Annotated in this window: 22 protein-coding genes and 1 tRNA gene; 6 read left to right on the forward strand and 17 right to left on the reverse strand. The window is 65.4% G+C overall.

Annotated elements, in window-relative coordinates; translation table 11 throughout:
- Together BMI86_RS12865 and BMI86_RS12870 are read left to right on the forward strand one after the other, a co-directional pair.
- A tRNA-Glu gene (locus BMI86_RS12865) sits at positions 1 to 75 on the forward strand.
- Between the two features lie 304 nt (positions 76 to 379).
- Positions 380 to 823: a GNAT family N-acetyltransferase gene (locus BMI86_RS12870; RefSeq protein ID WP_078541772.1), complete on the forward strand. Its 444-nt coding sequence runs from the start codon at positions 380 to 382 to the stop codon at positions 821 to 823.
- Positions 824 to 947: 124 nt separating this feature from the next.
- Here BMI86_RS12870 and BMI86_RS12875 read toward each other — a convergent pair whose 3' ends face one another.
- The 10 genes from BMI86_RS12875 to BMI86_RS12920 all read right to left on the reverse strand — a co-directional run bounded on the left by BMI86_RS12875 (position 948) and on the right by BMI86_RS12920 (position 13787).
- Positions 948 to 3308, reverse strand: a complete 2361-nt coding sequence (locus BMI86_RS12875; protein ID WP_210402719.1) for an aldehyde dehydrogenase family protein — start codon at positions 3306 to 3308, stop codon at positions 948 to 950.
- Positions 3309 to 3319: 11 nt separating this feature from the next.
- Positions 3320 to 4249, reverse strand: coding sequence for a deoxyribose-phosphate aldolase (deoC, locus tag BMI86_RS12880; protein ID WP_078542087.1), 930 nt, complete (start codon positions 4247 to 4249; stop codon positions 3320 to 3322).
- A 182-nt stretch (positions 4250 to 4431) separates the two neighbouring features.
- A complete protein-coding gene (gene rbsK, locus BMI86_RS12885) occupies positions 4432 to 5364 on the reverse strand; it encodes a ribokinase (protein ID WP_078541773.1) in 933 nt (310 codons plus the stop codon).
- On the reverse strand, positions 5357 to 6451 hold the full coding sequence (locus BMI86_RS12890; RefSeq protein WP_078541774.1) for a DUF4432 family protein: 1095 nt from the start codon (positions 6449 to 6451) through the stop codon (positions 5357 to 5359). The genes rbsK and BMI86_RS12890 overlap by 8 nt, the downstream gene beginning before the upstream one ends.
- 1 nt (position 6452) lies before the next feature.
- Positions 6453 to 7475 carry an ABC transporter permease gene (locus BMI86_RS12895; protein ID WP_078520571.1) on the reverse strand — a complete coding sequence of 341 codons (1023 nt, stop codon included), beginning with the start codon at positions 7473 to 7475 and terminating at the stop codon, positions 6453 to 6455.
- A gap of 16 nt (positions 7476 to 7491) precedes the next feature.
- A complete protein-coding gene (locus tag BMI86_RS12900) occupies positions 7492 to 8469 on the reverse strand; it encodes an ABC transporter permease (RefSeq protein WP_078520201.1) in 978 nt (325 codons plus the stop codon).
- Positions 8466 to 9980 (reverse strand): sugar ABC transporter ATP-binding protein, encoded by a 1515-nt coding sequence (locus BMI86_RS12905; protein ID WP_078541775.1) that lies wholly within the window; start codon positions 9978 to 9980, stop codon positions 8466 to 8468. Before BMI86_RS12905 ends, BMI86_RS12900 begins: the two co-directional genes overlap by 4 nt.
- 76 nt (positions 9981 to 10056) lie before the next feature.
- Complete coding sequence (locus BMI86_RS12910; protein ID WP_078541776.1) at positions 10057 to 11112, reverse strand: autoinducer 2 ABC transporter substrate-binding protein; 1056 nt, start codon at positions 11110 to 11112, stop codon at positions 10057 to 10059.
- Between the two features lie 132 nt (positions 11113 to 11244).
- On the reverse strand, positions 11245 to 11979 hold the full coding sequence (locus BMI86_RS12915) for a DeoR/GlpR family DNA-binding transcription regulator (protein WP_078541777.1): 735 nt from the start codon (positions 11977 to 11979) through the stop codon (positions 11245 to 11247).
- A 134-nt stretch (positions 11980 to 12113) separates the two neighbouring features.
- On the reverse strand, positions 12114 to 13787 hold the full coding sequence (locus BMI86_RS12920; protein WP_210402720.1) for an FGGY-family carbohydrate kinase: 1674 nt from the start codon (positions 13785 to 13787) through the stop codon (positions 12114 to 12116).
- Between the two features lie 305 nt (positions 13788 to 14092).
- On the opposite strand from BMI86_RS12920, the gene BMI86_RS12925 reads away from it, so the two are divergent.
- From BMI86_RS12925 to BMI86_RS12935, 4 genes are all read left to right on the forward strand, one after another.
- Positions 14093 to 15034, forward strand: coding sequence for a rhodanese-like domain-containing protein (locus BMI86_RS12925; protein ID WP_078541779.1), 942 nt, complete (start codon positions 14093 to 14095; stop codon positions 15032 to 15034).
- A 2-nt stretch (positions 15035 to 15036) separates the two neighbouring features.
- The gene (locus tag BMI86_RS12930) at positions 15037 to 16167 is read left to right on the forward strand and encodes a YeeE/YedE thiosulfate transporter family protein (protein WP_246831723.1); all 1131 of its coding nucleotides are present in this window, start codon (positions 15037 to 15039) and stop codon (positions 16165 to 16167) included.
- The gene (locus tag BMI86_RS21275) at positions 16164 to 16328 is read left to right on the forward strand and encodes a hypothetical protein (RefSeq protein ID WP_166741305.1); all 165 of its coding nucleotides are present in this window, start codon (positions 16164 to 16166) and stop codon (positions 16326 to 16328) included. Before BMI86_RS12930 ends, BMI86_RS21275 begins: the two co-directional genes overlap by 4 nt.
- Positions 16329 to 16462: 134 nt before the next feature.
- Positions 16463 to 17374: a DMT family transporter gene (locus BMI86_RS12935; RefSeq protein WP_078541780.1), complete on the forward strand. Its 912-nt coding sequence runs from the start codon at positions 16463 to 16465 to the stop codon at positions 17372 to 17374.
- A gap of 6 nt (positions 17375 to 17380) precedes the next feature.
- Here BMI86_RS12935 and minE read toward each other — a convergent pair whose 3' ends face one another.
- The 7 genes from minE to BMI86_RS12970 all read right to left on the reverse strand — a co-directional run bounded on the left by minE (position 17381) and on the right by BMI86_RS12970 (position 23336).
- Positions 17381 to 17701, reverse strand: a complete 321-nt coding sequence (gene minE / locus BMI86_RS12940; protein ID WP_210402721.1) for a cell division topological specificity factor MinE — start codon at positions 17699 to 17701, stop codon at positions 17381 to 17383.
- Positions 17698 to 18540: a septum site-determining protein MinD gene (gene minD / locus BMI86_RS12945; protein WP_078520208.1), complete on the reverse strand. Its 843-nt coding sequence runs from the start codon at positions 18538 to 18540 to the stop codon at positions 17698 to 17700. Before minD ends, minE begins: the two co-directional genes overlap by 4 nt.
- Positions 18537 to 19301, reverse strand: coding sequence for a septum site-determining protein MinC (gene minC, locus BMI86_RS12950; protein WP_078541781.1), 765 nt, complete (start codon positions 19299 to 19301; stop codon positions 18537 to 18539). The genes minD and minC overlap by 4 nt, the downstream gene beginning before the upstream one ends.
- A gap of 230 nt (positions 19302 to 19531) precedes the next feature.
- On the reverse strand, positions 19532 to 20341 hold the full coding sequence (locus tag BMI86_RS12955) for a hypothetical protein (RefSeq protein WP_078541782.1): 810 nt from the start codon (positions 20339 to 20341) through the stop codon (positions 19532 to 19534).
- 3 nt (positions 20342 to 20344) lie between these two features.
- Positions 20345 to 21661: a hypothetical protein gene (locus tag BMI86_RS12960; protein ID WP_078541783.1), complete on the reverse strand. Its 1317-nt coding sequence runs from the start codon at positions 21659 to 21661 to the stop codon at positions 20345 to 20347.
- 220 nt (positions 21662 to 21881) lie between these two features.
- A complete protein-coding gene (locus tag BMI86_RS12965) occupies positions 21882 to 22661 on the reverse strand; it encodes a DUF4394 domain-containing protein (protein WP_143594795.1) in 780 nt (259 codons plus the stop codon).
- A 177-nt stretch (positions 22662 to 22838) separates the two neighbouring features.
- Entirely contained in the window at positions 22839 to 23336 is a 498-nt protein-coding gene (locus BMI86_RS12970) for a lactoylglutathione lyase family protein (RefSeq protein WP_078541785.1), read from the reverse strand.
- Between the last annotated feature and the right edge of the window lie 52 nt (positions 23337 to 23388).

A 23388-nucleotide genomic window follows, 5' to 3' on the forward strand; every position in this document is an offset into this window, starting at 1 on the left:
GGTCCGTTCGTCTATCGGTTAGGACGCCAGGTTTTCAACCTGGAAAGAGGGGTTCGATTCCCCTACGGACTGCCACTACTCCCCTGAAATTAAAGTGACTTCATCACGCGCCGCTCGGTCGCGTCTGTTTGCGATTGCCGCCTGGCGCGGCTTTGCGCGCGGCGATCCCGCATGAAAAAGCGGCCCGTTTCGGGGCCAACCCTTTGCAGTAAATGGTGCAGCGTAGGGCCGAACGCCTTGTAGACGCGACGCCATGTCGATCAGCAGCTCCAGACAAGATCGTCGGGAGCCGTCTGCGGCGGATGTCGGTTAGGCGTGACGAAGCTGCTGTTGCGGGAAAACGCGGCGTCGGTAATCTAGAGGCGGAGAGTGAGGAAGCATGATCGAAATCAGGCAAGCGATGGAGGCCGATGCTGTTGAGGCTGTCACCACCCTGCGTCGCTCAATCACCGAACTCTGTGTTGCAGATCATCAGAACGATCCGCCCGAAATCGAAGACTGGCTTGGCAACAAGACAGTAGAAACTTGGCGACAGTGGATCGCGCGGGATGACGCCGTGGTGCTGGTGGCCGAGCGGGACAGGAAGATCATAGGGGTCGGGATGGCCAGCCTGAGCGGCGACATCCTCTTGAACTATGTCCATCCCGATGCCCGCTTTGGTGGCGTCAGCAAAGCTATTCTCTCAGGCTTGGAGGACGTCTTGCGCGCGCATGGCATCCGGCGCTGCCGTTTGGAAAGCACCGTTACGGCCCGACCATTCTACGAAAGCTGCGGCTTCCGGGCAGAAGGCGGTGACCCGCACCTGCTCTCGAAATCCCTGTAGCTGCGGTGCTCGTGAAGGGCTCGAAGCGACCATTGCGCTTCGAGCCTTCACGTTTCTCACCCGCACCATTTGCCGAGAAGGCCTGACCTCTCGGGGCCGCTTTCTCGATGCTCTGTCAGAGGCCTCACGCGCCGTAGGGCACCCAGATGTTCTTCACCTGCGTCGCGCGGTCGAGGAACAGGCGCCCCTGCCCCGCACGGGCGCCCCAATCGCGTGCGTCATCGGCTTCGACCCAGGTCTGCTTCAGGTTCCCGGCGCTTTGCGCCTCGACCATCTGGCAGCCCTCGGCATTGCCGAAATACCACATCGCATCGACGCCATCATGCGCCGCCAGCGTCTTCGCCAGCTCGTCGCGCGGGCCGGTGACGATGTTGACCACGCCCCCCGGCACGTCGGAGGTGTCGAGCACCTGATAGAGGTCGGTCGCGGCCAGCGGATGGGTCTGGCTCGGGACGAGCACGACCCGGTTGCCCATCGCAATCGCGGGCAGCACCAGCGAGATCGCCCCCAGAAGCGGCTGCGCGGTGGGCGCCACCAGCCCCATCACCCCGATCGGCTCGTTCATCGCCAGCGTCACGAAGTCCGACTTCGTCGCGTGGACCGCGCCGTCGAACTTGTCGGCCTGTGCGGCATACCAGAAGCAGCGCTCCACCGCCGTCTCGACCTCGGCCTCGGCGGCTTTGCGCGAGGCGCCGAAGCTTTCGAGACGGGCCGCGAATTCCGCGCCGCGCGCCGAGAGGTTCTCGCCGATATAATAGAGCACCTGCGCGCGGTTATGGCCCGTGGCCTTGCCCCAGCTCTTGGCCTTATGCGCCGCCTCGACCGCGTTGCGGATGTCCTTGCGGTTGCCGAACCCTGCGAGCCCGACGACCGCTTTGCCGCCCTTCACCTGATAGCTGTAGCCGCTATCGGGCCGCGCCTGCTTGCCGCCGACATATAGCTTCGCGGTACGGTCGATCTCGCCGCCCTTGATCGTGTCTGCGGGGCCGGTTTCCAGCTCGGCGGGCGTCGTGCCCTTTCCCTTGCCGGTGGCCGCCGCCGGGTTGCGCAGATAGGCGCGCATGCCTTCGCGCCCGCCCTCGCGGCCGAAGCCGCTCTCGCGATAGCCGCCGAAGCCCGCGCCCGCGTCGAAGATGTTGGTCGAGTTGATCCAGACGATCCCGGCCTTCACCTGCCCTGCGATGTCGAGGCACAGGTTCACATTCTCCGACCAGATGCTGGCGGCCAGCCCGTAGCGGGTATTGTTGGCCAGCGCCACGGCATCCGAGGGAGTGCGGAAGGTGGTGAGCGTGACCACGGGGCCGAAGATTTCCTCGGTCGCGAGAACGCTTGCGGGTTCGACATCCGTCACCAGCGTCGGCGGGAAGAAGCAGCCCTGCGGGGCTGCGCCTTGGGTCAGCGTCGCCCCCTCGCTTGCGCCCTTCTCGACCAGATCGCGGATACGCGCGAGCTGCGAGGGGTGCACGATCGCGCCGATATCGGTGCTCTTGTCCATCGGATCGCCGGTGCGCAGCGTCTTCATCCGGGCGCGCAGCAGCGTCTCGAACCGCTCGGCCACGGCCTCGGCCACGAGGATGCGCGAGCCGGCGCAGCAGACCTGACCCTGATTGAACCAGATCGCATCCACCACGCCTTCGACGGCCGCATCCAGATCGGCGTCCTCGAAGACGACGAAGGGGGATTTGCCGCCCAGTTCCAGCGTCAGCGCCTTGCCGGACCCGGCGGTGCGCTCGCGCAGGATGCGGCCCACATCGGTCGAGCCGGTGAAGGCCAGCTTGTCGATCCCCTCATGGCCGACGATGGCGGCACCGGTTTCCCCGTCGCCGGTGACGATGTTGATCACGCCTTTCGGGATTCCGCATTCCTGCGCGATCTCGGCGAAGGCCAGCGCGGTCAGCGGCGTATATTCGGCGGGCTTCAGCACCACCGTGTTACCAGCGGCCAGTGCCGGCGCGACCTTCCACGACAACATCAGAAGCGGGAAGTTCCACGGGATGATCTGGCCGCAGACGCCCTGAGCGGAATGACCCGGCAGCTCGTCCTCCAAGATCTCTGCCCAGCCCGCATGGTGATAGAAGTGGCGCGCGACCAACGGGATGTCGATGTCGCGGCTCTCGCGGATCGGCTTGCCGCTGTCGAGGGTTTCCAGCACCGCCAGAAGGCGCGAGTGCTGCTGGACGTGGCGGGCCAGCGCATAAAGGTGTTTCGCGCGCTGATGGCCCGACAGCTTCGCCCAACCGCTTTGCGCCTTGCGCGCGGCGGAGACGGCGGCATCCACGTCCGACGCCGTGCCTTGCGTGACGCGCGCCAGCACCGTGTCGCTCGCCGGATCGCGGACCTCGAACAGATCGCCCGGCTTGGTCATCGCGCCGTCGATGAAATGGCCGAAGCCGCCCTCATGCTTGGCGAGCCACTTGCGCGCCTGGCTGTCGTCTTCGGGGGCCACGCCATACTCCATGGTTTCGAGGATGTTCTGAATGCTCATTTTGTCTCTCCTCAGGCCAGCGCGTGACGGCTGCTATCGGCGTAACGGCCGGTGACGTAATGCTCCAGCTGGCGCTCGATATCGCCCAGCATCGAGCTTGCGCCGAAGCGGAACAGGTCGGGGTTGAGCCAGTCGCGGCCCAGCTCTTCTTTCATCAGGATCTGCCAGGCCAGCGCCTCTTTCGCCTGCTTCATCCCGCCTGCCGGTTTGAAGCCGATGCGGTGGCCGGTCGCCATCCCGTAATCGCGCAGCGCGCGCAGCATGGTCAGGCTGACGGGCAGCGTCGCGTTGACGCCTTCCTTGCCAGTGGAGGTCTTGATAAAATCTGCCCCCGCCTGCATCGCCACCATCGAGGCGGAATAGACGTTGTTCAGCGTCTCCAGCTCGCCGGTGGCCAGGATCGCCTTCATATGCGCGTCGCCGCAGGCCTCGCGCATCGCCGCGATCTCGTCATGCAAGCCCTGCCAGTTCCGGGTCAGCGCCAGTTCGCGGTTGATCACGATGTCGATCTCGGCCGCGCCCTGCGCCACCGCCCAACGGATTTCCTCGAGCCGCAGATGCAGCGGCATCAGACCCGCCGGGAAGCCCGTCGCGACCGAGGCCACGGGGATATTCGACCCTTCCAGCGCCTTGACGGCATGGGGCACCATCGTCGGGTAGACGCAGACCGCGCCCACGGTCAGCTCGCCCGCGCTCAGGCCCAGCCCCGCCTCGATATGCGAAGCCAAGGGCTTGCGCGCCTTCGCGCAGAGGCGCTTCACCCGGCCCTCCGTATCGTCGCCCGCAAGCGTCGTCAGGTCGACGCAGCGCACCGCGTTGACCAGCCACGCCGCCTGATGCGCCTTCTTCACGCTGCGCCGGGTGGTGAGCGTCGCGCAGCGGCGCTCCGCGGCGGCGCGGTTGACCCGGTGGCCTTCGAACATGCCCACATCGAGCGCCATGCCGGGGTTGCGCGCATGCTCCCCTGCGGCAGCGGCGGCGGGCACCAAAGCCCCTTCCGCATGCGTCTCGGTTTTCATTTCGGTCTTCATTGCGTGTCTCCTAAATCGGGACTCGTCACAGCCTCGCCGCCACGTCCGGAATAATTCCCGGGCGTGCGCGATCGGGACAAGATCAGCATAAGTCAGCCGAGCCCATGCTCGGAAAGAAAGTCGTCGAATTCGGTGGGCGTCGCGTAGCTGGTCTGCGTGCCGCGACGGGTGATCGACAATGCGGCATAGCGCGCGGCGCGGGTCAGGGCCGCGGTGGGCTCCATCCCTTGGCCAAGGAAATGCGCGAAGCTGCCGATGAAAGCGTCGCCCGCGCCGGTCGTGTCCACCGGGGTCACGGAGACGGGTGCGATCTCTTCGACGGTGTCCGCGGTGATCCGACGCGCGCCGCGTCCGCCGAGCGTCACCACGACATTGTGGATTCCGCGTTCGATCAGGCTGCGCGCGGCGGCGATCACCTCGTCATCGGTGCCAGTGGGCAGACCCGAGAGCATCGCCAGTTCGCTCTCGTTCGGGCAGAACCAGTCGAGCCCGTCGAGCCGCGCGATATCCAGATCGGGATGCGCAGGCGCGGGGTTGAGGATCGTCGTCACCCCTTCGCGCGCCCCGAAAGCCACGGTGTGATAGACGGTTTCCAGATCGACCTCGAGCTGCATCAGGATCGCGGAGGCTGCGCGCAACGTCTCGGCCGCCGCATCGACATCCGAAGGGGCCAGCGCCGCATTGGCCCCTTTCACGATCAGGATCGCATTCTCGCCATCGCGTTCGACGAAAATCGGCGCCACGCCCGAGGCCGAGCCTTCGACGGTGCGCACATGGGTCGTTTCGATCCCGTTGGTCTCCAGATTGGCGCGGACCTGCGGGCCGAACCCGTCATCGCCCACGCAGGTGACCATCGCCACATCCGAGCCCAGACGCGCGGCGGCAACCGCCTGGTTCGCGCCTTTGCCCCCGAACCCCATCGCGAAATCGGGGGCCTCCAAGGTTTCGCCGCGTCCCGGCATCCGGTCGATATAGGTCACCAGATCCATCATGTTCGAGCCGACGACGGCTATCTTCTCAGGCATTCTCTTTCTCCGTCAGGTCGGAAATCGTCTTGGCGAGCGCGGTGGTCTCGGCCTTGTCAGTATAGCCGAAGCGCGTCGCGAAATGCGCGGTCTCTCCGGCTGGGAGGCTGCGGACATGGCCCTTCGCCTTCTCCGCCGTGTAGCCCTCGGGCTCGCAGGTGGACGGCAGCGCGAAAGCCGCGACCGAGGCATCCTCGCCGTTCAGGATCCAGCGCGCGAGGTGGTCGAATTGATCGGGCCGCCAGCTCATCGAGAAGCCGTCGCCCGCGGGCCGCTCCAAAAGCGCATGGCTTTCGCCGGAGGCATCGGCGGCAGGGCGCTCGATATAGAGAACCTGCTCGGGGTTCCATTTCTCGGGCGCGTCCAGCGTTGCGCTGTCTTCGGGCGCTTCGGCCAGCCGTTCGATGAAATCGGTATAGGCTCTCGTCGGCTGCACATGGGCGGGCACGTCGCGGCGGACGCGGGTACGCTCAGGGGTGAAGGGGGCCGCCTGATGGATGCGCCCGTCTTCGACGAAGGCAAAGTTCACATGGCACATATACATCAGGTTCATCGGCAGCGCCGAGCGGTTCTCGACCGTCATCGCCATCTCGACCAACGTGCTCTCCCGCACCGTGATCGAGGGCATCGCCCGGTAATGCGGCCCGAAGCCACGGATGTAATCAACGTGACCGCCAAGACGCAGGAACGCCCCCTGCCCGTCCTCGCCGATCTCCAGATGGGCGGCGTCCATCGTGGCGCAGGCCATCTCGCCATGCAGCGGATGGTCGTCCTGCGGACCGGGGCAACCGTTGCGCAGCAAGCCGCTGTGATAGGCAAGGCAGCCATAGGTCTCGACGATCACCTGCGCCGGGCGCGGCTCGGGAAAGGCGCTGTCCATCGTCAGGCGCACGCCGTCGAACACCGCATCCCAGAGCATCTGGCCCATGTAGGGCAGCATCTCGACTCGGCCGCGCGGCGTGTCCACGCCGATCATCTCGATGCCAAGCGCGGTGCGCCAGCCGGTGACGGTGAAGCTGTCGGTCTTGGCGAGCACGCTCGGGGCCAGTCCGAACCGCTCACGCGGAAGAGGAATGATCACGCTCATCTTACGCTCCTTTCCGGCGACGCCAGGAATTGAGGGCAATCACCCCGATCAGGAAGGCGCCCCAGACGAAATCGATCAGGTGGTTCGAGACCCGCATCATCTGGAAGCCCGAGGACAACAGCGTCAGCGAGATCAGTGCAAGGGCCACGCCCAGCACATTGCCGCGACCGCCTGCCGGGTTGGTCCCGCCCAGCACCGCGATCAGCACCGCCTGCAGCAGGTAGGACGCGCCGTAATCCGACTTCGCCGCATTGGTCCGCGCCGACAGCAGGATCCCCGCCATCGCGGCCAGCATCCCCGTCAGCATGTAGGAATAGAGGATCATCTGGCCGCGCTTGACCCCCGCATAGACCGCCGCTTTCGGGTTCGTCCCGATCAGCTTCAGCCGCAGCCCGAAGGACGTCCGCGCGAGCAGCAGCGACAGCGCGATGCAGACCAGCACGAAGATCACCAGCGGCACCGGGATGCCCAGCAGTTTGCCGTTGCCGATCGCGTTCCAGCCCGGCGGGAAGCCGACGATCGCAGGCCCTCCCGTCAGCACGAGGCACATCCCGATGAAGACTTGGCCCGTACCCAGCGTCGCGAGGATCGGCGTGATCTTCAGCACCGAAATCAGGAAGCCGTTCAACAGCCCCGCCAGCAGCCCCACGATCAGAGCCGCGCTCACGCCCAGCGTCACCGGGCCGAGGCCCAATGCACCCGAGCCGCCATCGCCCGCCATCGCGCCGAACAGCGTGCCCGCGGTGATGCCCGCGAGGTTCGCGACGCCCACGATCGAGAGGTCGATCCCCCCGGTCAGCATCGCGATCATCATCGCGATCGACAGGATGCCAAGCTCGGGCATGAAGAAGGCCATCGACTCGAAGTTGTAAGACGACAGGAACATCGAGGGCCGCAGCGCCGTCATCGCGATCAGCACCAGCACGCAGGTCACGGCCAGCATGACGTTGGTCTGTGCCGCCTCGCCCTTGAGCCAGCCGCGCAGGCCGGGCCGGGAGGTGGCGTTGGTCTTGGTCTCGCTCATCATCATCTCCCCTGCCTCACACCAAAGCCCTGCGGTCGCGCAGCGCCGTCACGGTCACGGCCGCAACCAGCATCGCGCCCACGACGACCCGCTGCCATGTCGTGTCGATCCCCATCAGGATCAGCGAATTCTGGATCATCACGAGGATGAACACGCCCAGCACCGTGCCCAGCACCGTGCCGCGCCCGCCGAAGATCGACGCGCCGCCCAGCACCACCGCCGCGATCACGTCGAGCTCCAGCCCCACGAAGTCGCGCGGATTGGCGAGCCAGATCATCGAGCTGTGCAACAGACCCGCAAAGCCCGCCAACGCGCCCGCCGTGACATAGACGAAGATCATCGTGCGACCGGTCGAGAAGCCGACGCGTTTCGCCGCCTCCGGGTCCGCACCATAGGCATAGACCGAACGCCCGATCATCGTGTGTTTGAGCACCAGATGCAGCGCGACGGCGAGGCCGAGATAGATCACGATCATCGCGGTCAGCCCGTAGGTCGAGCCGTTCGCGCGTTCGAGCACGAACAGGTCCGTCTTGCCGAAATTCACCAGCGCCTCGGGCATCTTGTTGATGTTCACGTTCGATGTGCCCACGAGGCCGAGAACCAGCCCGCGCACGACGGACGCGGTGCCGAGCGTCACAATCAGCGGGATCATCTTGAACTTGTGGATGATGCCCGCGTTCATCAGGCCCAGAAGCCCGCCGATTATGATCGCCGAGGCGAAGGGCAGCACCAGCCCGTTATAGTCGAGCGCCACCATCGAGCGGACCACGAGATACATCCCCGCGACCGCGAAGGCGGTGAACGACACGTCGATCCCGCCCGAGATCATCACCAGCAGCACGCCAAGCGCCATGATGCCGATGACGACGTTTTCCTTGAGCAGGCTGAACAGGTTGGACATCTGCCAGAAGGCCGGGTTCACCAACCCGATGAAGATCATCGCGACCGCGAGGATCGCCAGAATGATCGCGTCGGAGCTGCGCAGGAATCTCATGCGGGCTCTCCTTGTTTCTCATTGGACAGCGCCGCGTCGAGCGCCTCTTCGGTCAGCGCGTCGCCCGCCAGTTCTCCGGTGATGCGGCCCGCGGTCATGCACAGCACGCGGTTACAGTTCGCGGCCAGCTCCGGCAGGTCGTCCGAGATCATCAGCACCGCCAGATCGTTATTGCGGGTCAGGTCCTGAATGATGCCGTGGATCTGCTCTTTCGAGCCGACATCGACGCCCACGGTCGGGCCGTTCAGGATCAGCACGCGCGCATCGGTCATCAGCCAACGGCCGATCATCACGCGCTGCGCGTTCCCGCCCGAAAGCGTGCCCACCGGCACGTCGATCCCCGGTGCGGAAATCGCCATCTCGCCGAACATCTTGTGGGTCTCCTCCCCCGCCTTCTCGGCATCGAGCCACAGATGCGGCGCGAAACGGCTCAGCGAGGAGACGATGGCGTTGTCTCGGATCGAGCGGGTCAGGAAGAGCCCTTCGGACAGGCGATCCTCGGGCACATAGGCAATGCCCGCCGCGATCGCTTCGGGGACGTTCTTCGGCATCACGGGTTTCCCGTCGACCCGCATCTCGCCGCTCATGTCGCTGCGCAGACCGAAGATCGCCTGCGCGATAGCCTTGCGGCCAGCGCCGATCAGGCCGGACATGCCGACGATCTCGCCCGGCATAAGCGTCAGGTTGATGCCCTGCGCCTTGTCGCCAACGGTCACGTTGCGCAGCTCCAGCCGCGGTTCGCGCCCGCTGACATCGGGGGCTATGAAATGCCCCTGATGCAGGTCGCGCCCGGTCATTGCCCGGGTGATCGAGCGTTCGTCATAATCCGAGATCGGGCCTTCGGTGACCTTCTTGCCATTGCGGAAGACGGTGAGACGCTCGGAGATTTCCAGCATCTCGCGCATCTTGTGGCTGACGAAGAGCGTGGCGATGCCGTCGGCCTGCAAATCCCGCACGATGCGGAAGAGGCGTTCGACTTCGCGACCGGTCAGCGTCGTCGTGGGTTCGTCCATGATGATCAGCCGCGCATCGGCGAGCATCGCACGCGCAATCGCCACGATCTGGCGGCCTGCGGCGGGCAGCGTCTCGACGGTCGCATCGAGATCGAGCGTCACATCGAGCCGCGCCAGCACGTCGCGCGCCATCTTGCGCGCCCGGCGCCAGTCGATCCGGGTCTTGCCTTCGCGCAGGAAAGTATTGAGCGCGAGGTTTTCGACGACCGTCAGCGTCGGGAACAGCGAGAAATCCTGGTAGATGACCTGCACGCCATGGGCGATCGAGGTCGCGGGATCGAGCTTGCCGACCGGCTTGCCGTCGATCAGGATCTCGCCCTCGTCGGGCTGATAGACGCCCGAGACGATCTTGATCAGGGTGGATTTGCCCGAGCCGTTTTCGCCGGCGAGGCAGTGGATGCGGGCGGCGTCGAGCGTCAGCGACACGTCATCGAGCGCGCGCACGCCGCCGAAGCGCTTCGAGATGTTGCGCAGCTCGATCAGGGGAGCGGTGGCCATGGGGGTCTCCTCGCAGGCAGGTCGGCAACGGGTGGCGCGATCGCGCGCGCCACCCGAGCTTGAGAACCGTCAGGGATCAGAAGTCGTATTGATCCATGTTGTCCTTGGTCACGCCGACCCAGCCGGCCCCGTAGAGCACTTTCGCGTCCGCGCTATCGGCTTCCTTGAGGTTGGTATAGCCTTCGAGACCGAGGTTGGTGCCCGCCTTGATGTCGGCATGGTCCTTGCCCGCATCACGCGCTTTCAGCTCGGCCAGTGCGATCATGTTCATCGCGTAGCCTGCGACCGCCGGGTCCCAGAACTGGATGTAGTTGATATCGCCCTGCGAGATGTACTGACCGGCGACCGACGGAAGACCGGTGCCCGCGAAATGCAGTTTGCCCTGCAGACCGCCTTCGGCGATCAGACGACCGGCGCCCGCCGAGGTCGGCATCGGACCACCCACGACACCGGTGATGTCGGGATGCGCGGTCAGCGCCTCTTTCAGCTTGTTGTAGTCGGTGTTGGCGTCGTCATAGGTCTCGAGACGATCGGTCGCGAGCGACATGTCCGGATAGGCTTGCTTCTGACGCTCGATCGCGCCGTCGATCCACTCGTTTTGCGACTTCGAGGTCAGCGAGCCGACGGTGGCGACATATTTGCCCTTCTCGCCCATCTGCTTGGCGAGGTGGTCCATCAGCTCCGCGCCGTAGGCTTTGTTGTCGAAGGCTTCGATGTCGTAATCGACATTCTTGATGTTCGAGGCTTCGTGGCTCACCACGACGATGCCGCGATCGCGCGCCTTCTTGAGCACCGGCTCGACCGCTTCCACCGAGAACGGCACGACGGCGATGGCGTCCACGCCCTGCGCGATCAGGTTCTCGATCAGCTGCACCTGCGCTGCCGCATCCGCCTGCGAGGGGCCGACCATCCAGGTGTCGCTGCCGGTGTCGTCGCCGAATTGCTTCACGCCGTCACGCATCCGGTCGAACCACGCGATGCCGTCCACCTTCACAACGGTCGCGATGTGATAGGTCTTGTCGGAGCTGAGCATTTCCTTGTCGACATTGCTCGTGTCGACAACCTGCTGCGCCAGTGCCGGGGTGGCCATGGCGACCGCGAATGCAGCGGCCGGAATGAATCCGAGCTTCATGATAATTCTCCCTTCAAGCGGACCTCCTCGTCCGCGTTTCCCGGTTCAGGCGCATGCCGAAACCGGCCCTCCAAGTAATGTTACGATCGCAACATAACTCGGGACCATCTAGGGGATGAAGGGAAGTGTCAACTACATCTTAAGCTGCGCTGCAGCGAGAAGTCCGGCCTCGGTGACGACGCCGGAAACCTCGTCGAGAGTCGCGAAAACGACCGGCTTGCGCTGGCCGATCTTGCTGGCGTCCATGACGACAAAACACTGTTTTGAAAGCTCTATCGCCGCACGTTTCAAGGGGACTTCATAGTCGTGCGAACAGCTCAGCGCCCCGTCGGAATCGAGCCCGCCCGCGGACAGGAACGCCACATCGACGTTCAAAGGCGCCAATCGGTCGTGCGGATTTCCCGCATGGCAGGAGCGCGTGCTCGACTTGATTTCGCCGCCCAGAAACTCGACCGGGACGCTGCTGCGCCCCTGAAGAATCTCTGCCGTGGTCAGACAATGGGTGATGATTCGTCGCGCTTTGCCCTGTGCGAGGAGCCGCGCGAGATGGGGCAGCGTGGTGCCGGTATCGAGGAACACGACCGCGCCCTCGGGCACCAGATCCAGCGCATGACCCGCCGCCGCGCGCTTCGCGTCGATGGCGCGGTTCATCTGCGCGTCGAAGTCGTAATGCTCGGTCGTGCGGGTGGTGACGATATAGCCGCCCCGGCAGGCAAACCCCGCTTCGGGCTGCGCCGCGTCGCGCCGCAGGGTCATCTCGGTCACGCCCATCTGCTCGGACAGGTCGCGCAAACGCAGGGCGGGCGAGACATCGAGCAAGGCGGTTATCTGGTCGATCCGCTCTTGCTGGCGGCTGGGTCTGGTCACGATTTGGCTTTCAAGATTTGGGTTTCGAAACGCGTTCTATAATCCGCAGAGTGTCCGTAACCGGACCCGCGAAAGCAAGCGCTGCGTTCCAATCCGCACTGCGCCGCAGCGTCATACCTTGTCAGCCACCCCCGTCACTCGGCTGCCTTGGCCATGCTCTCGCGCACGGATCGCGCCGTCGATTGCAGCGTTAGAAAGGCGTTGAACCGCGCCGCGTGCAACACCTCCACCGCGCCGCCTGCGGGTGCAAACCGGGTCGCGACCTGCGACATCGCGCCCATAGCGCCTTGCAGATCGTCGAACCCCTCCGCCGCGACCGCGCCGAGCATCGCAGCCCCCAGCAGCACCGGCTCCTCGCAGCGCGTGACCACGACGTCGCGCCCGGTCGCATCGGCGATGATCTGACGGGTGACGGGATGCGCCCCCGCCCCGCCCGAGATCGAAATCTCCGAGATCGGCGCGCCATGTTCGGCCTGCACCTCGATGATCTGGCGCAGGCCATAGGCCAGCCCGCACACCCCCGCGACATAAAGCGCCACGAGCGAGTCCAGCCCGGTCTCCATCCCCTGCCCCACGATCACCGCCCGCGCATCGGGATCGGCGAAGGGCGCGCGGTTGCCCAAGAATTCCGGCACCACGTGCAGCGCTTCGGCAAGCCTTGCCACCTCCGAGGGCGAACCCGCCGTCTCGAGCGCGAGATCGGCGAGGAATTCCGGCACGGATTTGCCTGCGGCTTGCGCCCGCTCACGCGCCTCTGCTGCTGCCGGATGCAATTGCACGAGCTGCGCAATCGCCGCCCCCGCGCCGGATTGACCGCCCTCATTGAGCCACATCCCCGGGATCATCGCCGAGAAATACGGCCCCCAGACGCCAGGAACGAAGGCAGGCTCGCGCGTCGAGGTCATCGTGCAGGAGGACGTACCGAACACATAGCCCAAACAGTGCGCCGGATCGCCCGACCCGCCCTGCGCCGCGACGGTGCCGATCCCGCCGGCATGGGCGTCGATCAGCCCGGCGGCGACCGGCGTGCCGGGCGTCAGGCCCATCTGCACGGCGGCGTCTCCGGTCAGCCCTGCCCCGAGCGGCGTGCCCGGATCGACGATGCGCGCGCCGATCCGCTCGAAGCCGTCCTCCGCCAGATCGCCAAGGCCGATCGCGTGGAAATAGGCCGGATCCCAGCGGCCCTCATGGGCGAGATAGGTCCATTTGCAGGTGACCGTGCAGGCGGAGCGCTCCAGAGCGCCGCTCGCCTTCCATGTCAGGAAATCGGCAAGGTCGAAGAACTGCACCGCCTGCGCGTAGATCTCGGGGCGCTCCTCGCGCAGCCACATCAGTTTCGGCGTCTGCATCTCCGGCGAAATGCGCCCGCCCACATAGCGCAGCACATCGTGATCGCCCGCATTGATCCGCGCCGCCTGATCGCGGGCGCGGTGATCCATCCAGACGATGACATCGCGCTCGGGCGCATCAGGATCGCCCACGGGCAGCCCGCCCTCCGGGCCGATCACGGCGAGCGAACAGGTCGCGTCGAACCCGATCCCCGCGACATCGCGCGGGTCGGCCCCCGAGGCCGCCAAGGCCCCTTTCACCGCATCGCAAACCGCCTGCCAGATCTGGGCGCTCGATTGCTCGACATGGCCATGATCGTCCTGCCACATCTCCAACGGGTGCTTGCCGACGCCGAGAAGCGTGCCCTCTCGATCGAAAATCCCTGCGCGCGCCGAACCGGTTCCGACATCGACACCGACGAATAACTTGCTCACGTTGATCCTCCCCAGACGCGCATCTTGCCCAATCCTTAACGACATCGGGCGGCAACTGCCAACCCGGGGGCGCGGCAGGCGATTCTCGCAACACAGAGCAGCCGCGCCGCCGGAACCCCGATATCGGGGCCGAAAGGCGTCCCGCTGCGAATAAAAACGCGGTCGCGCGGTTCAGCGCCGCGATGGACCGCGCGTCCAAGCTGCCCTACGGAACGGGACGCAAATCACGCGAACCACGCCGATACCGGAATATTTTCCTTCCGCGCAATAGGAACAGCGACCCGCATAAGCTTGCCATCACGGAAATCCTGAACAATTTGGGACAAAATCCCTAACCAGCGAGGTTTTCCATGACCCGTCTCGCACGTATTTCCGCAGCCGTCGCGACCGGCGCTGCTCTCTTCGCCGCCAGCTCTGCGATGGCCAGCGATCTCGGCCCGCTCGTCACCCCGAGCGAGCTGAACGCCGAGATCGACACCGTCGATCCGGTGCTGCTCGACATTCGCACCGGCAGCTATGAAAAAGGCCATATCGACGGAGCCGTCTATGCGCCCTATTCGCTGTTCCGCGGCCCGGATAACAATCCCGGCCAAGTGCCGCCGATCACGAAGCTGCAGGCGTCCTTCGAGCAGATCGGGCTCGAGCCCGACCGCCCCATCGTGATCATCGCGCAGGGCGATACCGATACTGACTTCGGCGCAGCCGCACGCGTCTACTGGACGCTGAAAAGCACTGGCTTCACCGAGCTGTCGATCCTGAACGGTGGCACGACCGCCTGGGCCAACGCTGGCCTGCCGATGTCGGACGTGACCGAAAACCTGATGCCGACCGATCTCGATTTGACGTGGAACGACCGCTGGACGGCGGAGACGCCCGCCGTGAGCGATCTCGTCAACGGCAAGGGCAAGGCTGTGCTCGTCGATGCGCGTCCGCCCGCCTTCTTCGAGGGCAAGAAAGCGCACTCCGCCGCTTCGCGTCCCGGCACCCTGCCCGGCGCCGAGAACCTGCCCTACACCAAGTTCTTCCGCTCGGGCGCGACGGTGATCGACGCGAAAACCGATGCGGCCGCTTTGAAAGAGCAGCTGGGCATCAAGGACGGCGAAGAGGTCGTGTCCTTCTGCAATACCGGGCACTGGGCCGCGACCGACTGGTTTGCCATGTCCGAGCTCGCAGGCATCGAGAACGTGAAGCTCTACCCCGGTTCGATGGTGGAATATTCCAAGACCGACGGTGAGATGGCGAACACGCCCGGCCTGTTGCGCAACCTGCTCAACCAGCTCACCGGAGGCTGATGATGAACACTGCCATTCTTGAACGGCAGGCAGCGTCGGGCGGAATCGCCCGGCGCAGTGCTTTGATCCTCGCAGCCCTTGCAGCGGTCGCGGCCCTCGCGCTGTTCGGCGGCGCGCGCTACGGCTTCATGCTGGCGATCGGGCTGGGCTTCGGTATCGCGCTGGAAGGGCTGCGCTTCGGCTTTGCGGGCCCTTGGCGCGCGATGATCGTGCGGCGTGAGCCTGCGGGCATCCTCGCGCAGCTTCTGGCCATCGCGCTGGTGTCCATCGTCGCGATCCCGGCGATCTCGAGCCATCCGGGCGAGCTAACCGGCGCGCAGGCCCCGATCGGCTTCGCGATGGTCGGCGGCGCCTTTGTCTTCGGCGCGGCGATGCAGGTTGTGATGGGCTGCGGCTCGGGCACGCTTGTGAACGCAGGCTCGGGCAACCCGATCGGCCTGCTCGCGCTCCCGTTCTTCGCCATCGGCAGCTTCTTCGGCGCCTATGGGCTGATCTGGTGGACCAACCTCGGCGCGCTGCCGATCCTGACGCTGCGCGGCACGAGCGGGTTGACCGTCACGCTGGTCCTGCTGGCGCTGGTCGCGGCCACCGTGTTCTTCCTCGGCAAGCGCGGCTCGCGAAGCCTGCCGCGGCGCTACATCATCGCGGCCCTCGTCCTCGCAGCGCTCGCCATCGCGAACCTGCTGGTCGCAGGGCAGCCTTGGGGCGTGGTCTACGGGCTGGGCCTCTGGGTCGCCAAGGGCGTGAACGGAATGGGCTTCGACCTGACGCAATCGGCCTTCTACGCAGCCCCCGGCTCGATCACCCGCGTGCAGGAGAGCCTGCTGACCGACTACACCTCGCTCACCGATATCGGCCTGATCGCGGGCGCGTTCGGCGTGGCTGCGTGGCGTCAGGGCGGGCTGTCGCAGAAACTGCCGAGCTACCCGGCCCGCGCCTGGGTCGCGACGATCATTGCAGGCTTCCTGCTGGGCTATTCCTCGCGGCTGGCCTTCGGCTGCAACGTGGGTGCGTTCTTCTCGGGCATCTCGACGGGCAGCCTGCATGGCTGGGTCTGGTTCGCCGCTGCCTTCGCGGGCGCCTTCGTGGGCATCCGCCTGCGGCCCCTCCTCGGATTGGAGGCGCGCGCATGACCCGGAAAGCGACCGCCTTCACCGCTATCGCGGGACTGCTTCTTCTGATCGGCGCCGATCTGATCGGAGCGCCGCTCAATCCCTACCAAGCCCCACCGGCCTTTGCCTTCGGATCCGGTCAGGTCGCAAGCGGCGGGTTCTGCGGAGCCTTGCCGAACTGATCTCCCAAAATCCTTGCGATCTGGGACACCGGCCCGCTTCCCTCGGGCCGGTGTTCTCTTGCCCGGCCTTGGAACCGCGCGCGGAGCCCGGTAGAGATCGCCAGACGCGCGGTCCGCGCGCAGGGAGCCCCATCATGACCAGACATCCGATGTTCGGGATATTCCTCGCGCTGTTCGGCGCGCTGGCAATCTCGCCCGACACGCTGCTGATGCGCTGGTCGGAGATGAGCGGCGCGCAGATGGTGATGTGGCGCGGCTTGCTGATGGGCGGCGCGATGTGGCTGACCTCGATCGTCCTGCGCAGACGTCACCTGAAGCGGGACCTGCGCGCGCTCGCCAGCGGCGCGGGGTTAGTGCTGGTCGCCTGCCATTTCTCGAACATGACGCTGTTTGCCGTGGGGATCGCCGCCGCCCCGGTGTCGGTCGTGCTGTTCAGCGTCTCGACGGTGCCGGTCTTCGCGGCGCTGCTGTCCCGCCTGCTCCTGCGTGAGAACACCCACTGGTCCACATGGCTCGCCATCGCCGCCGTTCTCAGCGGGATAGGGCTGGCCGTCTTCGGCCCTGCCCCTGCGAGCGTGGGCGGCAATCCGGTCTACGGCGCGCTTGCGGGGCTTGGGGTCGCGTTGAGCCTGTCGACGACTTTCGTCACGATCCGGCGCAATCCGCATCTGCCGATCCTGCTCGCAGTCGGCTCCGGGGCCGGGCTGGCCGGACTTTCAGCGCTGCTCTGGACGGGAGGCGCGGCCGTGACGGGCGGTCAGATCTGGGCAATCGCGCTGGCGGGCGGCGTGGTGCTGCCGATTTCGTTCATGTCGCTGTCGTTTGCCTCGCGCTACACCTCGGCCTCGAATGTCAGCCTGCTGATGCTGCTCGAGACGATCCTCGGGCCGATCTGGGTCTGGTGGGGAACGGGTGAGGCTCCGAGCCGCGCGATGCTAATCGGCGGAGCGATCGTGATCGGGAGCTTGGCGCTCTATCTCTGGCACGCCGGCCATCGGCAGAGCGTTCTCCGGCGCAGCCAATCCGCCGCGCCGGAGCATCTCTAGAAACGCTTACTTCCGGGCAGCCGACTTGGCGGCCGGTTTCGCGGGCTTCGCGGATTTGGCGGCTTTCTCCGAATCCGAGGGCATCTCGATATTGATCTCGAGGCTCGAGATATCGTCGTTGCGCTCCATCCGGATATCGACGCCATCCTCTTCGATCTGCATGTATTTGCGGATCACCGCGAGGATGTCGCGTTGCAGATCGGGAAGGTAGTCGGCCTGCGCCGACCCGCTTCCGCGTTCATGCGCGAGAAGGATCTGCAGACGGTCCTTGGCCGTCTGCGCCGATTTCGCGCGGCGGGGTTTGAGCGAGAAACCGAACAGGCTCATGCGGACCGCCCGAAGAGACGACCGATGAAGCCGGGACGCTTCTCGCCCGGAATGCGCATCGGAATATCCTCGCCCAGCAGCCGGGAGACCGCGTCGTCATAGGCCGCCGAGGCGCTCGACGGCTCGTCGAGCACGACCGGCATACCGGTGTTCGACGCGCGCAGTACGGCGGTGCTTTCGGGCACGATACCGATCAGCGGGACCGCTAGAAGCTCCAGCACGTCCTCGACCGTCATCATCTCGCCCTTGTCGATGCGCGACTGGTCGTGACGGGTCAGCAGTACCTGCGCCTTGACCGGCTCGCCATCGCTTTCGGCCCGGCGGGTCTTCGAGGACAGAAGGCCCAGCACCCGGTCGCTGTCGCGCACCGAGGAGACTTCGGGGTTGGTCACGACGACCGCCTCGTCGGCGAAGAACATCGCGAGCTGCGCGCCACGCTCGATCCCGGCGGGGCTGTCGCAGATGATGTAATCGAATTCCTGACGCAGTTCGTCGAGCACCTTCTCGACGCCCTCTTGCGTCAGCGCATCCTTGTCGCGCGTCTGCGAGGTCGGCAGGATCGAGAGCGTCTCGACCCGCTTGTCCTTGATCAGTGCCTGCTTGAGCCGCGCATCGCCCTGAATGACGTTGATGAAGTCGAACACCACGCGGCGCTCGCAACCCATGATCATGTCGAGGTTGCGCAGGCCCACGTCGAAATCGATCACGACGGTCTTATGGCCACGCTTGGCGAGACCGGCAGAGATTGCGGCGGCGGACGTGGTCTTGCCCACGCCCCCCTTGCCCGAGGTGATCACGATCACCTTGCCGAGCGGCGAATCGTCCTTGAGTTGCGTCATTCGAACGCCTCCACACAGAGTTTGTCATCGTCGAGGAAAACCTGCACGGGCTTGCGACGAAGCTCCGCGGGGATGGTTTCGCTCGTTTTGTAAAGGCCCGCGATCGCGAGCAATTCAGCGTCGAGCTGGCGGCAGAAGATACGCGCGCTCTCATCGCCATGTGCGCCTGCCATCGCCCGTCCACGCAGCGTGCCGTAGACATGGATGTTGCCCGCCGCGACCAGTTCCGCGCCCGAGGCGACCGATCCGACCACCGTCAGATCGCCATGCTCGGCCACGATCATCTGGCCCGAACGCACCGGCGTCTGCACGACCTTGTTGCGCGGGACCGGCGGGGCCGCCCGCTTCGCCGCAGGCTGCGGCTTTTGCGGCTTTTGCGGCTTCGGCTCGGGCATCGCGGTCTCGCGGCCCACCTTGATCGGAATAATTCCGTAGCCTTTTACTGCGCTTAGCTGCGCCTCGGTGGCGTTTTGCGCCCCGAAGATCTGCAGATCGCGCGCGAAAAGGTTGTCGATCATGTCGCGCACATCGGCCGGTTTCGAGAACTCCGGCACCTGCGCGAAATCGAGCACCATCGGCGCTCCGGCCAACAGATGGGGCGTCTTCGCAAGCTGCGCATCGAGCGCGGCATAGAACACGTCATCGGGCGCGTCGGTCTCGAGCCGTAGCGCGATGGCGGTCAGGAACAGACCGCGGAACTGGAAAGGTTGAACCGAGACCGGCGCAGGCTTCTGCCCGGTCGGAGATAGGGTATCTGACACGAGGGTAGCTCGCTTCTGCTCAGGAGTCGGGGCGCATCGTGCACCCACGTTGTTTTTCTTTGTTGTGTCGGATCACGCACTGCAAACGCCAGCACAAAATCGCGATGGCCTCTCTACTCGGCTAAATCCTGCCGTCAACCGGAAGTAGACGAAGTTTTCGTGTTCAGGCGCAGAGGCAGGCTCGGATCGCAGGTTGACCCAACGTCGTCAGGCCGTGTCGCCGCGCCGGATCACTCGAGCATCGCCGTCGCGAGCTGGCTGTCGAGAAGCTCCTCGGGCAGCAGGATGTAGATGTCTTCCGGCGGGGTCGTCAGCGAATAGATCATCACGCCGGGATCGACTCCCATGTCGATCAGATATTCCATCGTCCGCCCCTGCCCGCGCTGGATTTCCTCGACCGCGAAATAGGCGGGCATGTAGAGGTTCTCGTCGTAATAATGCTGGTGCATCCCGACATATCCGTCGGGCGAGACGCGGCGCTCCTGTCCGGAGGCGAGAATATATGGACAGGCCGACATGCAGGCCATGCCGGGCAGGATCACGGTGTTCTTCTCGGCCTCGCGCAGCACGCGGCCAATCGCCAGTGCCTCACTTACTTCGCCGCCCGGACTGCTCAGCGCGACCGTCCCCGGGGCCTCCTCGGGCGCGTCGCCTTCGGTGAGCCCCGCGAGATAGGTTTCCAGCCGATCCGCATCGCCCGGCGCGATGGCGCCGTTCAGCAGCAGCACCGAGCCAATACCCTCGACCTCTTCGCGCTCGAAGGTCAGCCGGTCGGGATAGTTCGACGGCAGTTCGATCCCCGGCGGCAGCGCAGGCGCATCGCGGCGCGGCGTCGGGCGCGCGGGATCGAAGCGGCGGCGCTGATCGCCCGGCGCGACCGGCGTGGTCATCTCCGGCACGGCGGAGGGCGGCTGCGGGCGATAGCGCCCCAGCCAGTCGCCCGCAATCATCACCACGGCGATGCCAACCTGCACCAGCAGCACGACGCGCAGCCAGCGGCGCACGTCGAACCGGTCGAAGCGCGGGAGCGACAGGCGCATCGCTCAGCTCTCCGCAGGGCGCGGCGGCGGATCCGCGGGCGCAGGCGGATCGACTTTCTCGGACACCCGCTTGAGCATCTCGGCATCCGCGCCTCCCATCGTCTGCTCGACATCGCGCATCGCGTTCAGCGCGGCTTTCAGATCGGCCAGCGTCAGCGTCTCCTCGATCGGCAGCCCGTCGCGGCCCGAACGGATCGCGGCCTGCGTCACCGCCAGCACGAAGACCAGTACGGCGGGCAGCAGGTCGATCGCAATCGCCCCGGCCCAGGAAGGCACGAAACTGCCCGCGTAGCGGATCACGGCCTCGGCGCTGGTGATCGGGTTATAGGCGGTCTGGATCGGCGGATCGCGGGCCAGAACCTCGTCGGCGGCGCGCTCCAACGTGCGGCCCCGTTGATCGAGCGCTTCCAGCACGGAATCGATGGTCGACGACTGCGCGTCGCGGACATTGGTCGTGCGCCCGTCCAGTTCCGGCAGCACCACCGACGCCGGCAGATCCTGCGCCGCTCGCGCCACCAATGGCGCGACGGAAAGCTGATCGAGCCGCGCGATCACGCCCGCCAGCCGCACGCTCTGCTCGGCGAATTCGACCGAGCGTTTCTCCACTGGACCGGGCGCCACGATCAGCGCGCGCATCCGCCCGAGAATCTGGTTGCCGGTCTCGAAGGAGTCGTCGATCAGCGGCTGCTGCGCGCGGATTTGCTCTTCGAGATTGGCCAGTTCCTCGGTCTTCTGGGTCAGCACGCGGAACACCGCACCCCGCCCTGCCGTGCCCGAAAGCTGGCCCGATTGCTCCTGATCCGCCAGCGCCTCGAAGGCCGCACGCGCGCGTTCGACCTCGCGGCCCAGCGCCTGCGCCGAGAGCGCAATGTCATGGGCCTGCTCCAGCGCGGACTGGTAGTCGCGCACCGTGGTGTCCAGATGCTGCTCTACCGCCGCCGACCCCGCCAGCGCCGCCGCATTGAGCCAACTCGACATCGCGACAATGGCCAGAGAGCCCACGATGGTCGAGACCGTCAGCCCCAGAAAGCCGCTCGCCGTGCGCATCGCGGGCAAAAGCCGCAGCATGTAGCTCCAGAAGACGAAAATCCCGACCGAGACGGCGATGGAATAGGCCAGCGCCGCGAAGAAGCTCATCGCGCCGTTATCCTCGAGGATCGAGGACACGCCGAGATAGGTGTAGATCCCCGAGGCGATCGCCAGCACGCCCAGCGCCGCCGGCGTGATCGTGTCGAGCCAGGCCAGATGGCCCTCCAACTCCTTCGCGGTGCGCAGACCCTTGGTCTCGGCCGCGCTCAGTCTTTTGGTGGGTTCGGTCATCTGGGGCTCGCCCTTCTCGAAATTGGGATCGGGAATTGATCACAATTGGGGCACGGCACGGTGAATTTTAAGGGTTTGGAAAGAATAGTTTACTTCAGCCTGCGCCTACGCGCGCCCGCTTGCGGCGGTTTCGCGCGTGATCTGCGCCCGAATTGGTGAGGCCACCCGGGGGACTCCGGGTGGCCTCGTCTTGACGAACCGGCCACAACCGGCGCCCCACTTACATCGCCGGCAGGATCGTCAAGTCACGGATGTCGCCGCCGGCCCCTTCGACCATGCCTTTGCCCATCGCCTCACCACTCTCGAGGTCGACGGTGTAGAGCATGTTCCCGGTGGCGAGCCACGCCGTGTTTTTCATGTCTTCGGTGGTCTGGATGTCGAACGCATAGCCTTCGCCCGGCATGTCGATCCCGAACTTGCCGATAGCGGCGAGCGTGCCGTCGTTGGGCGAGGTCTGCTGGATCAGCGCGACGATGGTGGAATCCACGTCATACATCGCGGTGCTGTCGGGCATCCCGTAGCTGTTGGCATAGGCAGCGGCTGCGATCGCCGGGGCCTCGCCCGCATGCATGTCCTTTTCCTCATAAGCGAGGCTGCCATCGACGGTCACTTCGCCGGTCTCGACATTGACGCGGTGATTGGTGGTGCCCGACATGAAGCGCAGCTTGTCGGCCTTCGGGTTGAAATCGACGATCACCGGCCCGTCCACGGGCAGCATCTTGTCCATCTGCGAGACTTTCGTCGCAGCGCCGCTTTCCATGTCGATCGTGTAGAGCGCCTGATCGGCATCCACCGCGACCAACGTCTTGTTCGACGGGCGCAGGTCGATCCCGTGCAGCTTCGCGGTGCCGGTGACATCCATCGTGCCAGTGACTTCGAGCGTGTTGGTGTCGAACATCACGAGCGTCTTGTCGCCCACGAGGCCGATAGCCGAGGCCGCCAGTGCGCTGCTTGCGCCCATTGCGGTGACGAGAGCGGTCGAGAGGGTCAGTTTCAGCATGGTTATTCCTTTCGTTTCCCTGTTCGCGGCAAGCGCCTTTCGCGCCGTCCATGCCCCCTAGACCCGGCCAGATGCGGATCGGATGCAGGAAAACAAAATTTTTTTGCGAGGTCGTGCGATGTCCCAGCGGCAGCTGGCGAGACACCGGCCCCGCAACAACGGGGCCGGTATGAGAAATCAGACGTAAGCGCCTGCCGAATAAGTCAGATCATAGCTGTGACTGTAGATCTCGAAGACGATGCCGAACGGGTCTTCAACATAAACCATGCGGTAGGGCTTGGAGCCGGGGAAGTACTCCCGGATCGGCATCCGCTGCCGCCCGCCGGCCTCGACGATGCGCTGGGTCAACCCTTCCACATCCGGGTCCTGCACGGCGAAATGGAAGGTGCCGTGGCGCTTGTGTTCGAGCTTGTCCTCGGGCGCGTAATTACCGGGGAACTCGAAGATCTCGATACCGATGCCATCGGCGGTCGACAGATGCGCGATCCGCAGCGAGCCCCAGCCGGGCCCGAACACATCGGTGCACATCACGCCGATGGCGCTGTCATCCTCGACGGCCTCGGAGGGCTCCATCACGACATAGAACCCGAGAACCTCGGAATAGAACGTCACGGCGGCCTCGAGGTCGGGGACTGACAGGCCGATATGGGAGAAGGTGCGCGGGGTGGTTGCCATCTCAAGGCTCCTTTCAGGTTGCGATGACAGCGATATGGATTGTCATGCCCCT

The sequence above is a fragment of the Thioclava sp. DLFJ5-1 genome (assembly GCF_002020115.1).
In the GTDB taxonomy this organism is placed as follows: domain Bacteria; phylum Pseudomonadota; class Alphaproteobacteria; order Rhodobacterales; family Rhodobacteraceae; genus Thioclava; species Thioclava sediminum.